The sequence below is a fragment of the Zoogloea sp. genome, assembly GCF_017302315.1.
GTDB lineage: Bacteria > Pseudomonadota > Gammaproteobacteria > Burkholderiales > Rhodocyclaceae > Zoogloea.
Genome location: NZ_JAFLDT010000054.1, coordinates 17,602 through 29,929, shown reverse-complemented (window position 1 = coordinate 29,929; position 12,328 = coordinate 17,602). Strand labels below are relative to the sequence as shown.

Annotated in this window: 7 protein-coding genes; 1 reads left to right on the top strand and 6 read right to left on the bottom strand. The window is 65.6% G+C overall.

The genetic code is table 11. The features are described from left to right. From uvrA to J0L98_RS15065, 3 genes are all read right to left on the bottom strand, one after another. The coding region (uvrA, locus tag J0L98_RS15075; RefSeq protein ID WP_296412593.1) for an excinuclease ABC subunit UvrA at positions 1 to 4,255 on the bottom strand (4,255 nt) is incomplete at its 3' end. Positions 4,256 to 4,343: 88 nt separating this feature from the next. Beyond that, positions 4,344 to 6,320 (bottom strand): DUF1631 family protein, encoded by a 1,977-nt coding sequence (locus J0L98_RS15070; protein WP_296412592.1) that lies wholly within the window; start codon positions 6,318 to 6,320, stop codon positions 4,344 to 4,346. A 70-nt stretch (positions 6,321 to 6,390) separates the two neighbouring features. Further along, complete coding sequence (locus tag J0L98_RS15065; protein ID WP_296412591.1) at positions 6,391 to 6,894, bottom strand: hypothetical protein; 504 nt, start codon at positions 6,892 to 6,894, stop codon at positions 6,391 to 6,393. Positions 6,895 to 7,046: 152 nt separating this feature from the next. On the opposite strand from J0L98_RS15065, the gene J0L98_RS15060 reads away from it, so the two are divergent. Next, positions 7,047 to 7,904, top strand: coding sequence for an HDOD domain-containing protein (locus tag J0L98_RS15060; RefSeq protein ID WP_296412590.1), 858 nt, complete (start codon positions 7,047 to 7,049; stop codon positions 7,902 to 7,904). Between the two features lie 66 nt (positions 7,905 to 7,970). Here J0L98_RS15060 and J0L98_RS15055 read toward each other — a convergent pair whose 3' ends face one another. The 3 genes from J0L98_RS15055 to dprA form a co-directional block, all read right to left on the bottom strand. Continuing rightward, positions 7,971 to 10,493: a DNA topoisomerase III gene (locus J0L98_RS15055; protein WP_296412589.1), complete on the bottom strand. Its 2,523-nt coding sequence runs from the start codon at positions 10,491 to 10,493 to the stop codon at positions 7,971 to 7,973. Positions 10,494 to 10,725: 232 nt separating this feature from the next. Then, positions 10,726 to 11,205: a DUF494 domain-containing protein gene (locus J0L98_RS15050; RefSeq protein WP_296407061.1), complete on the bottom strand. Its 480-nt coding sequence runs from the start codon at positions 11,203 to 11,205 to the stop codon at positions 10,726 to 10,728. Positions 11,206 to 11,231: 26 nt separating this feature from the next. Continuing rightward, positions 11,232 to 12,320 carry a DNA-processing protein DprA gene (dprA, locus tag J0L98_RS15045; protein ID WP_296412587.1) on the bottom strand — a complete coding sequence of 363 codons (1,089 nt, stop codon included), beginning with the start codon at positions 12,318 to 12,320 and terminating at the stop codon, positions 11,232 to 11,234. Between the last annotated feature and the right edge of the window lie 8 nt (positions 12,321 to 12,328).

Sequence of the window (12,328 nt, the reverse complement as noted above, 5' to 3'; positions counted from 1 at the left end):
CCAGCAGGGTGTTGCCACGGCCGCGCAGGGCTTCCAGGGTGTCGAGCAGCAGTTGGTTGTCGCGGGGGTGCAGCCCGATGGTCGGCTCGTCGAGGATGTAGCACACCCCGGTGAGGTTGGAGCCCAGCTGGGCCGCCAGGCGGATGCGCTGGGCCTCCCCCCCCGACAGGGTGGGCGCGGCCCGGTCGAGGGCCAGGTAGCCGAGGCCGACCTTCTGCAGGAAGTCGAGACGGCCGCGGATCTCGGCCACCAGGTCTCGGCCGATCTCGGCTTCGCGATGGCCCAGCTGCAGTGCCTCGAAGAAACCCGAGGCCTTGCCCACCGCCAGGGATGACAGCTCGTGCAGGCCCAGATCACGGAAGCGCACGGCACGGGCCACCGGGTTGAGACGGGCGCCGTGGCAGCTGGGGCAGGCCTCCTCGCTCTCGGTGTCCAGCTCGCCCAGGTCCAGGTCGTCCGGATTGTCCACCTTGCCGGCGATACGCAGGCCGGTGCCGTAGCAGTCGGGGCACCAGCCGTGCTTGGCGTTGTAGGAGAACAGGCGCGGGTCGGGCTCGGGGAAGCTGGTGCCGCAATCCGGGCAGGCGCGCAGGGTGGACAGGGTGATGAGCGGCGCAGCCGCGTCGCCCAGGGGCAGCACCTTGAGCACGCCCTTGCCGTGCTCGAGTGCGGCCTCGACGTATTCGCGCAGCAGGGCTTCGGTGTCGGGCCCGACCTTGACCATGCCCAGTGGCAGCTCGATGTTGTGCTCCTTGTAGCGGTCGAGGCGCGGCCACTTCTTTGTCGGCAGGTAGTCGCCGTCGACGCGCAGCTGCTCGAAGCCCTTGCCCCGCGCCCACTTGGCCAGGTCGGTGTACAAGCCCTTGCGGTTCACCACCAGGGGCGCCAGCAGCTCCACAGACTGCCCGGCGCAGTCGCGCTGGATCTGGGCGACGATGGCCTCGAAGCTCTGCGGCGTGACCGGCACGTCGCAGTCGGGGCAGTACTGGGTGCCCAGCTTGACGTAGAGCAGGCGCAGGAAGGGTTGGATCTCGGTGAGGGTGCCCACCGTGCTCTTGCGGCCGCCCCGGCTGACCCGCTGCTCGATGGCGACGGTGGGTGGAATGCCGAAGATGGCATCCACCTCGGGGCGCGCCGAGGGCTGGGCAAACTGGCGGGCGTAGGCGTTGAGGGATTCCAGATAGCGCCGCTGCCCCTCGCCGAAGACGATGTCGAAGGCCAGGGTGGATTTGCCCGAGCCGGACAGGCCGGTGATCACCGTGAAGGTGTCGCGCGGGATGTCCAGGCTGATGTTCTTGAGGTTGTGATGGCGGGCGTGGCGGATGGTGATGGCCTTGGGTGCCACCGCCCGGTAGCGCGGCGCGGCCTCGGCGACACGGGGCGCCGCCTGCATGGCCGACAGCTGGGCGGCGTAGTCGGCCAGGGCCTTGCCGGTGTGGGAGGCCGGCGTGGCGATGAGCGCGTCCGGCGTGCCTTCGGCGACGATCATCCCACCGCCGCTGCCGCCCTCGGGGCCGAGGTCCACCAGCCAGTCGGCGGCGGCGATGACATCCAGGTTGTGCTCGATCACCACCAGGGAATGGCCCGCATCCAGCAGCTTCTCGAAGGCCGACAGGAGGCGCGCCACGTCTTCGAAGTGCAGGCCGGTTGTGGGCTCGTCGAACAGGAAGAGCAGGCCGGGCCCGGCCTCCCCGTCGCCGGCCTTGCGCTTCTTGCCGGCCAGTTGGGCGGCCTCGGCCAGATAGCCGGCCAGCTTGAGGCGCTGGGCCTCGCCACCGGACAAGGTGGGCACCGGTTGCCCCAGGCGCAGGTATTCCAGGCCCACGTCGGCCAGGGGTGCCAGGGCGGCGAGCACCGCTTTCTGGTCGGCGAAGAAGGCCAGGGCCTCGGAGACGGTCATCTCCAGCACGTCGGCAACGCTCCGGCCGCGCCACTGCAGGGCCAGGATCTCGGGGCGGTAGCGCTTGCCGTCGCAGTCGGGGCAGCGCAGGTACACGTCGGAGAGGAACTGCATCTCCACGTGCTCGAAGCCCGAGCCGGTGCAGGTGGGGCAGCGCCCGGTGCCGGAGTTGAAGCTGAAGGTGCCCGGGGTGTAGCCCCGCTCCTTGGACTCTTCCAGGTTGGCGTAGAGCTTGCGGATGGCGTCCCATGCGCCCACGTAGCTCACCGGGTTGGAGCGGGCGCTCTTGCCGATGGGCGACTGGTCCACCATCACCACGCCCTTGATGGCGTCCACACCGGAAAAACCGTCGAAGGCGCCCGGCACGTCGGCGGGCTGGCCGAAATGCTTGGCCAAGGCCGGGTAGAGCACGTCCTGGATCAGGGTGGACTTGCCCGAGCCCGACACGCCGGTGATGCCCACCAAGCGCCGCAGTGGAATGGCCAGATCGACGCCCTGCAGGTTGTGCTGGCGGGCGCCCTTGAGGGTGAGGCGTGGCGCATCCGCCGCCACCGGGCGGAACGTGCGGCGCGCATCGACGCGCTTGCGGCCGGCCAGATAGGCGCCGGTCAGGGATGCGGGGTCATTGGCGATGGCCGTGGGGGCGCCGTAGGCGACGATCTCACCGCCCCGCTCGCCGGGGCCGGGGCCGATGTCGAGCAGGCGGTCGGCGGCGAGCATCAGCTGGGGGTCGTGCTCCACCACCACCAGGGAGTTGCCCGCGTCGCGCAGGCGCTCCATCACGCCGAGGATGCGGTTGATGTCCCGCGGGTGCAGGCCGATGGAGGGTTCGTCCAGCACGAACAGGGTGTTCACCAGCGAAGTGCCGAGTGCAGTGGTCAGGTTGATGCGCTGCACCTCGCCGCCGGACAGGGTGCGGGACTGGCGGTCGAGGGTGAGGTAGCCCAGGCCCACGTCCTGCAGATACTTGAGACGGCCCTTGATCTCGCCCAGGAGCAGCTCGGTGGCCTCGTCCAGGGGCGCCGGCAGCACCAGCCCGGCAACGAAGGGCACGATCTCGTCGATGGGGCGGGCCATCAGCGCATGGATCGCCCAGTCCCCCCCCGCCGCCGGCAGGCGCCACAGCAGCGCATCGGGCTTGAGGCGGGCGCCGTGGCAGGCGGGGCATTCGGTGTAGCTGCGGTAGCGCGACAGCAGCACCCGGATGTGCATCTTGTAGGCCTTGCTCTCCAGCCAGTCGAAGAAGTGGCGGATGCCATACCAGTAGCGCGGCCAGGAGCTGTCCCAGCTTTTCCACTTGGGATCGCCCTCGAACAGCCATTCCCGATGCTCGGCGGGCAGGTCGCGGACGGGGATGTCCATGGCCACGCCGTACTTCTTCGCCATCTTCGCCAGGTCGTCCTGGCACTCGTTGAAGCTGGGGCTCTGCCAGGGCTTCACGGCGCCCTCTTCCAGCGTCTTCGACTCGTCCGGCACCACCAGGGAGAAATCCACTCCGATGACCCGGCCGAAGCCCTTGCAGGTCTCGCAGGCGCCGATGGGCGAGTTGAAGGAGAACAGGCTGGGCAGCGGGTCGGAGTAGGCAATGTCGCAATCGGCGCAATGCAGGCCGCTGCTGAACTTCCAGCGCGTCTCGCCCGCATCGGTCAGGGCATGCACCGACAGGCGGCCGTGGCCGACGGCGAGGCCGGTCTCCAGTGCCTCCATCACCCGGGCATGCTCGGCATTGCCCAGGCGGAAGCGGTCCTGCACCACATGCAGCACGTCGCCATCGCGGGCGTGGATGCGGGTGTAGCCTTGCTGGGCGAGGAGACCGGTGATCTCCTCGTCGCTGAAGTTGGACGGCACCGCGACCGGGAAGCTCACCACGAGGCGCGGGTCGCCCGCCGCGGCGGCGCGGGCGGACAGGTCTTCGAAGATCGTCGCCGGGGTGTCGCGGCTCACCGGCTTGCCACAGCAGCGACAGTGCAGCTTTGCCGCCCGGGCGTAGAGCAGCTTGAAGTGGTCGGCCAGCTCGGTCATCGTCCCGACCGTGGAGCGGGAGGTGCGCACCGGATTGGTCTGGTCGATGGCGATGGCCGGAGGCACGCCCTCGATGCGATCCACCTGGGGCTTGTCCATGCGGTCGAGGAACTGCCGGGCGTAGGGGGAGAAAGTCTCCACGTAGCGGCGCTGACCCTCGGCGTACAGGGTGTCGAAGACCAGGGAGCTCTTGCCCGAGCCGGACACCCCCGTCACCACCACCAATTCGTTGTGGGGGATGTCCAGGGACAGGTTCTTCAGGTTGTTCTGGCGGGCGCCACGGATGCGGATGGCGTTGGCCCCGGCGTTCGGCGGGACGGAGTCGGAAGGCATGGTGGGCGGGTCGGAGAAGGTGCAGCGAAGAATTGTAGGGCCTGTTGGCAGACCCGCCGCACCGACATCGGTTCCCCTGCCCGGGGGTTCAGGGATTGATCAGTTTGTCGGTGGCCGCCTCGTCCACCAGCGAAGCAGGCCGGAATACCCGGGTGGCCGGCTGGGTGGCCTGATGGGCCAGCGCCCGCGCGGTGATCGCCAGCACGGCCGGACTGTCGGCGTCGGCAATCAGGACGAGCTGCTGGGCCGGGCCGATAAGTGCCACCACTCCCCGCATCACCTTGCCGTCGGGAAGGCCCACGGCAACCGGCGAACCAATATCCACGTCCGCCCACTCGGACGGCAGGCTGAGATCCCCGGCAAAGTGCTGCTTGTGCTTGAGGACATGAAAATGCGGATTGCCGGCCTGGGCGATCAGGCTGGGGCCAATCGGCGGGCGCCGCAACGGCACCGGATCCGGATGACCGGCAATGCATGCGGCCATCAGGGCTCGGCAGGGAGCCAAACCCTCGCGCACATGCGCCTCGGAAAGACCGATGTAGCGCAGCCCCTCCTCCAGCCCCGCCATCAGCGCAGGTAGCTGGGTCATGAGCATCTGGCGGTGCGCTGCATCCGGGTCAGGCCGGGCACTTTCCAGCAGGCGTCTGGCAACTTGCTCGCGGGCCACCCACTTCGGGCTTCCCGGGCCATAGCGATAGGCGACCTTGGCCAGCACATGCACCCAATAGCCCTCTACAAACGCCCGGGCAACCGAATCCGTAACGCCTGCGGTCATCTCATGCACCGCCTGGCTGGCCTGCAGCAGCGCCACCTCCCGACGCTCCAGGCGATGCGCGGCTTGAATATGGACTGCGGCCCGTGACAAGGCGGCACGCTTGCGCGCCTCGAGTAGGGACTCGACCTTACCCAGGGCAGCCACCAAGTCCTTGTCGGCAATCCGGGGAGCCTTGCCGAGGGACTGGGCAAGGCGCAGCAGAGCCTGAGCAACCGGCGCTTCAGGCGAACTGTCGGGCGCCATGCTGCGCCCAAGATCGGCAATGAGATCCACGAGGCGCAGTGCGGGATGACGGGGCTCGGCCAGCAGGATCTCACTGCGAAGGGCCAAGCGCAGCAGGGGAACCCGTAGCTGGCCCATCACGGCTCTGATCGGGGAGGGCAAGTCAGGCAGGCGGGCCGTGTAATTGCAGATGGTCTCGATGACTTCGACGGCCGCAGCCCTTGGCGGTGCCAGCAGGGCGCCCAGCTCGCTTCCACCGACGGATGCCGGGACGCCTTCACCGTAATGTTGGCGCTCTCCCAGCCAGGCCTCGACCCGCTCCACCAACACCGCTGCCAGACTTGCGTCCATGCCGCGGGATGCCCCTGCCGCTGCCTCGCAACGCGCCAGCACGGACAGGCGCAGGGAGGTGAGAGGATCCATGGGAAGACTGCCGCGGGCGGTAGGGCCGTCCGACCAGGCCAAGCGATGGTCAGAAGGCGGCGGCGTCAGCTCCGGCGCCGGCTCCTCAAGGCTCACAGGGTCTGTAAGGCGGTGCTCAAGGGTTCGGTAATAGCTGCACAGGTGACTGCACAGGGAAGGCTCCAGTTGCTCAATGAACTGCAATGCCTCGTCGGGATTGAGTTGCTCGCTGTCCCGGAAGATACGCAGGGCACGACAGACGGCTTCAGGGCCGACAGGCAGCTCGGTGCCCAGTGCCAGACCCGCCGCCTCGAAGACATCCTTCAGACGCAGATGGAGGGTAGACAGCTCGCGCATGCAGAAACTGCGCAGGCGCTGCTCGAGGTTGGTGAGCTCGACCGCAAAATCCATGTCGTGGTCGTGCACCAGGCTGATGCGCGAAGCCGTGAGCCCCTTGGCCTGCTCGAAACCCAGACGTACACGCTGCCCGGCGAGTTCGTCGAAGCACTCGCCCGCCGCGCGCCCCAGCTCGTCGAGCCAGTCCGCGTGCTGGATGACCTCCCCCGCCGCTTCGTGAAGCGTGTTCAGGAAGCCTTCACGGCAGTAAGCCAGACGGGCTTCGACCTGGCGGGAAGAATGTGCCTCGGGGTGATAGACGCGCTGCATGGGGAAGCCGACGTAACAATGTCAATCAATGTTATCGATAAGCGCCCCCTCATGCTCGCTCTCAACTTCTTCAGCGTGAAGAAAATCCGAGTCTTTTTAGCACCCTTTGCGCAGAAATCCACGAAAAGGCGACCACCAGTGCCCACTTGGCGGTGGAACACGCGGCCGAAAGGGGTATGGCGACGCTGTTCGCCCCGGTCGGACCGGACAAGAGCATCAGTTGCAGCAGGTTCTCGCCCAGATCAAACACCCCGGCCACCGGCAACATCATCGCAAGCCGCCACGCCTTCTTTCGCTCATCGGGGTCGAACAAGCTCGCGTGGTGCGCCAGCAGGTAACCAAAGAGCGAGAATATGCCGATGTGCATGAAGTCGGCGGAAAAATGATCATGGTAGGCCGCCCGACCCGCCTCACCCCAGAGCTCGAGAATCTCCCAATATCGATCCGGAGCAAACGTCAACTGAAGTTCTACGATACTTGGCCGTAATGAGTGGAGCGAGCCGATTAGGTAGGCTTGCGACAGGGAGAAGGCCAATGTGGCCAGAATGACCTTGGTTCTGGACGAAAGCTTCATGGGATCGCTCCGCCGGGGTTCTTCATTTGTCGAGTGTGAAATAGTGACGCCTGCGGGCCTTGAACGGAAGCCCGGGTGCAGTAAAATGATAAAAATTAAAAAATTATTATTTTTATTAAAATCGCAACTTCAAATCCGCTTTTGAGCCTACCATGAACACTGCGCTTGCTCCCCGCCCGCTGACCCACACCGAACTGGAAAAGGCCCTGGCCGCCATCCGCATTCCCGCCTACCCCGTCGTGGTCGCGGAGGTCATGCGCGAAGCTCAAAAGGATGACCCACAGATAAAGGTGCTGGCCCGGATCATCGCCTCGGATGTAGGCATGTCTGCGACGGCAGTCAAGTTGGCCAACTCGCCCATGCTGGGCGGCACGAACCGGGTCAGGAGCGTTCAGCAGGCCGTCGCGCGGCTCGGCATCAGCAATATCCTGAATGTGGTGATTGCTGTGGCCCTGCGCAACTCTACCGATGGCCTGCCCGATGAGCAGATGGCGCGCTTCTGGGCCAGAACCTCGAGCCTTGCCATGGCAGCTGGCGTGCTTGCACGCAAGCACGTGGGGATTTCACCGGAGCTAGCCTATACCTATGCCTTGTTCCATGACGCGGCCATCCCGGTGATGATGCTTAACTTTCCACAGTATGTCGAACATTGCGCCCACCTTCTCGACGACCCGGAATCCCTGTGTGAGCGGGAGCGGGAGCACTTCAAGTGCGACCACGCCGTCGTCGGCTGGTTGCTGGCCCGTAACTGGGGGCTTCCGGACAGCATCGCCGCCGCCATCCGTTACCACCACGACCCGGACGTGTACATCCTTCCCGAGCGGGAGCTGCCCTCCAGCGCGCTGGCCCTCATTGCAATCACCATCATCGCGGAACACGTGATCGCGGAGTGCACCCGCAGCGCGGCGGTGGTTGGCGACGGCGCCTTCGAAAACGCAAAGCTCTTCCTGGGCTGTTCGGATACGGATATCGACGATTTCCACGAGCTGGTCGCGGCGGTATTGGCCTGATCCCGCACCCCGGGCCAGTTAAAAAGCCCGCGCATCGGCGGGCTTTTTAACTGGCGTATCCGTCGTCTATTCGGCTGCCGCTTTCTTCCGGCTTGCCGGCTTCTTTGCCGCGGCTGGCGACTTGGGTTCCTTCTTCTCGAACTCGAACCCCACCTTGCCATCCTCGCCCCTCACCAGGAAGGCCGAGAACTTGCGCTTGGTACGACTGGAAACGAAGCCCCGCAGCAGTTCCGTCCGCCCGGTATCGAGGAGCTTGTGCATCTGCTCGCGCTCGATGGGCTGCTGCAGGATGATCTTGCCTGACCGGAAATCGCAGGACTTCTCCGGCCCTACGGACTTCTCGCAGACGTAGGAAAGCCCATGCTCATATACTTGGCCGCCGCATTTCGGACACTGGCCCAGGGAGTCCTGCCCCGAGAAATCCACGGCCTCGGCAGCCTCATCCTCCTTGGGCTGACCGAAGTCGAATTCGGGCTGCTTGTCGTCGTTGAGGCGGATCTCGGCATTGAAGAGCCGCCCCATCTTGTTGCGGAAGCCAAGCAGCGGGCCCACCCGTCCGGTGGACAGCAGGGTCTCGATCTCGGGGATCTCGAACTGGCGGCCTGCGACGATCTTCCAGGCTTGCCAGTCGCAGGCCTGGCAGGCGAACTTCTTGTAGTTCTCCTTTACCAGACCACCGCACTTGGGGCACGGCGTCTGCAGGGTGGCGAAATCGCCGGGCACGGTATCGGACTCATAGCGCTTCGCCCGCTCAACGATGTCGCGGGTCATGGCCTGGATGTGCTCCATGAAGTCGGCACGACTGAGAGCGCCCCGCTCCATCTGGGCCAGCTTGTGCTCCCACTCGCCGGTGAGCTCCGGCGAAGTCAGTTCGTTGGTGCCGAGGCCCCGCAGCAGGGTGATCAGGGAGAAGGCCTTGGCGGTGGGGATCAGCTCCTTGCCGTCGCGCAGCATGTAGGTCTCGCCGATCAGGTTCTCGATGATCTGGGCTCGGGTGGCCGGCGTGCCGAGGCCGCGGCCGGCCATGGCAGCGCGGAGCTCCTCGTCGTCCACCATCTTGCCGGCGCCTTCCATGGCCGACAGAAGCGTTGCTTCATTGAAACGCGCGGGTGGCTTGGTGACCAGGGCCTTGAGCAGGATTTCGTCGGTGCTGACCTTCTCCCCGGGCTCGACCACCACCAGCTGGGGGGCTCCACCCTCTTCCTCGCTCACCGCGGCGGCCTTGCCATACACAGCCAACCAGCCCGGATTGACGAGGATCTTGCCCTCGGTCTTGAAGGCTTCGCCCTCGACGCGGGTGATGCGGGTGGTGATGCGGTACTCGGCGGCCGGGTAGAACACCGACAGGAAGCGCCGGGTCACCAGATCGTAGATCTTGGCCTCGGCCTCGGACAGGCTCTTGGGCGCCGTGCCGGTGGGGATGATGGCAAAGTGGTCTGAGATCTTGGCGTTGTTGAAGATGCGTTTATTGGGCTTGGCCCAGCCCTGCTTGATGATTTCATTGGCGAAGGGGCCATATTCGTCCGGCAGGCCGCCGAGGATGCCTTTCACCTGACCGACATAATCTTCCGGCAGCGCCCGGGCGTCGGTACGCGGATAGGTCAGCACCTTGTGCTTTTCGTACAAGGCCTGGGCAAGCTGCAGGGTGGTACGGGCAGAAAAGCCGAAACGGCCGTTGGCCTCCCGCTGCAGGGAGGTCAAATCGAAGAGCAGCGGGGAAAGCTGGGTGGAGGGCTTGGACTCCTCCTCCACCGTGCCGGACTTGCCCTCACACTTGGCCTTGATAGCCTCTGCACGGGCTTTTTCCCACAGACGGAAGGCTGTGGCATGCTCAGCCAGCGGTGCGCCCTCTTCAGGCTTCCTGAAGCCCTCGTCGAACCAGCGGCCCACATAGGCGCCAGCCTGGCAACCGAAGCTGGCTTCGAGTTCCCAGTAGTCGGTGGGCTTGAAGGCGCGGATCTTTTCCTCGCGCTCCACGACGATCGCCAGCGTCGGTGTCTGGACGCGGCCGACAGTGGTCAGGTGGAAACCACCGGTCTTCGAGTTGAAGGCGGTCATCGCCCGGGTACCATTGATGCCGATCAGCCAGTCACTCTCGGCACGGCACACGGCAGCTTCGCGCAGGCCCTCAACGTCAGCGGCAGCCCGCAACTGGGCGAAACCATCACGGATGGCATTGGCGGTCATGGACTGCAACCACAGGCGCTGCACGGGCTTGGTGCTGCCGGAGTGCTGTACGATGAAACTGAAGATCAATTCCCCTTCGCGGCCCGCGTCACAGGCATTGATCAGGCCGGTAACATCCTTGCGCTTGATCAACCGGGTGAGCAGCTTGAGGCGGTCCTCGGTTTTCTCGATGGGGTTGAGCGCGAAGTGGGGCGGGATCACCGGCAGGTGGGCAAAGGACCACTTGCCGCGCTTGACCTCGAACTCGGCCGGCACCGTCAACTCAAGCAGGTGGCCAACCGCCGACGAGAGGACGTAATGCTCGGACTCGAAGTAGTCCTTTTCTTTGGTGAACCCACCCAGGGAGCGGGCAATATCCGCCGCAACCGATGGTTTTTCCGCGATGATCAGCTGCTTGCTCATGCCTTTGGTGCGCCTTGCGGCGCCTGACTCCGAGGGTGTTGGGGAAGGGTCACAAGCCGGCCCTGACACGCGACCCCGAACGCATCCGCGCAGGAGTGCAAAGCATGCCGGAAGCACGGGGCGAAGCGCTGCGACGAAGGGACAGCCACCCTTGCAGGTTGTTGGGAAAAGCGGCGCATCATACGAAAGCCGGCGCCGGGCGTGCAAGCCACCGGAAATTCAACGCATCGCCTCAATGCACGGCGAATGGCGCCTGCTCCTCTTCATCTTCTTCGGACTCGTTGAGCAGCTCGTCGAGGATCAGACCGTTGATGGGACGGTCCTGCTGCCACAGCACCATGAGCACGATCACCTTGAGGTTCTCCAGCTCGATCTCGGTCTCACCAAGAGCGAGGGCCCGCTCGACGATCATTTCACGGCATTCGGAATCAAGGATGCCGGCATTTTCAAGAAAAAGCAGGAAACCCCGGCATTCGACCCCCAGGCGGACCTGTTCATCGTCGGAGTAGATGCGCAGTGAGCCCGCGCGGGAGAACTGGGCCGGCCGCTCTCCATCGGATAGCTGGCGCAGCCCGGACAGCCATTCAAGGGCTTCGGTGATTTCTTCTTCCTCGAAGCCGGCAGCGGTAAGCTTGCGAGCCAATTGCGCGGGTTCCGGGCACGCATCGGCGTGGACGTAGTTCTCGAAGAGGTACACGAGGATATCGAACATGGCGCGTAGGCCTGAGGCCGGTCATTTTAGAGACGCTGGAGGCGCCCTCCGGGCAGGCGGGCAACCCGTCCTTCGAGCTCCAGCGATAGCAGAATGGCGGAGAGCGCTTCCGGCGTCAAGCTGGTGCGGTGCACCAGGGTATCCACATCCACCGGGTCATGACCAAGCGCGGACAACACCCTGTCGTCACCCGCATCACCCCCGATCGGCCCCATGCCACGCATCGGCGCGGCTTCCGGCAAAGGGAAGCGAAGCTCCTCGAGTATGTCTTCGGCACATTCGACAAGCTTGGCCCCGTCGCGGATCAAACGATGGCAGCCCTTCGTCACGGGGGAGTGGATGGACCCCGGGATGGCAAAAACCTCGCGTCCGCAATCAATGGCGAGCCTGGCAGTGATCAGTGAACCGCTCTTGAGCGCAGCCTCCACGACCAGCACGCCCCTTGCCAGACCGGCGATGAGCCGGTTACGACGGGGAAAGTTGTGGGCCAGCGGCCCGATACCCAGGGGAAACTCGCTGACAATGGCCCCTTCAGCGGCAATGCTCCGCGCCAGATCGCCATTGCGTGCCGGGTAGATCCGGTCGGCCCCGGTGCCGATCACCGCGACGGTGCGGCCGGGGCCACTCAGACCACCGCGGTGGGCCGCGGCATCGATGCCCAAGGCCAGGCCGCTGACGATTCCCAACCCACCCCGGGAAAGACTGGCGGAGAAGGCTTCAGCGTTGGCTTCGCCCTGGGGCGTGGCGCTGCGGGCACCCACCACCGCGATGGCCTCGCGCGACAAGAGCGCGACGTCGCCTTTGACATACAGACACACGGGCGGATCCGGAATTTCCAGCAGGGACGCGGGGTAGGCGGGATCACCCAGGGTCAGGAGGGTATTGCCCGGCTCAACCGCCCACTGGAGCGCCCTGGCCACCGCCTCGCCAGCATCGTGGTCGAGGAGGAGGCGGGCCGCGGGGCTGCCGACCACCGCCGTCAGGGCACTGTGACTGGCATCAAAGATGGCATCGGGCAAGCCGAAGGCCGCCAGCAACTGGCGCTGGGCCGCCGCGCCCAATCCCGGCGTCAGGCTCAGGCGCAGCCAGGATGCAAGGGGGTGCCGTTCCTCCAAGGGGGCGC

What these genes read in the sequence shown, in the direction of transcription:
- J0L98_RS15070 (WP_296412592.1), bottom strand. Translation starts at nt 6,320, where the DNA reads ATGCAGCGCGTCTATCACCCCGAGGCACATTCTTCCCGCCAGGTCGAA.
- J0L98_RS15065 (WP_296412591.1), bottom strand. Translation starts at nt 6,894, where the DNA reads ATGAAGCTTTCGTCCAGAACCAAGGTCATTCTGGCCACATTGGCCTTC.
- J0L98_RS15060 (WP_296412590.1), top strand. Translation starts at nt 7,047, where the DNA reads ATGAACACTGCGCTTGCTCCCCGCCCGCTGACCCACACCGAACTGGAA.
- J0L98_RS15055 (WP_296412589.1), bottom strand. Translation starts at nt 10,493, where the DNA reads ATGAGCAAGCAGCTGATCATCGCGGAAAAACCATCGGTTGCGGCGGAT.
- J0L98_RS15050 (WP_296407061.1), bottom strand. Translation starts at nt 11,205, where the DNA reads ATGTTCGATATCCTCGTGTACCTCTTCGAGAACTACGTCCACGCCGAT.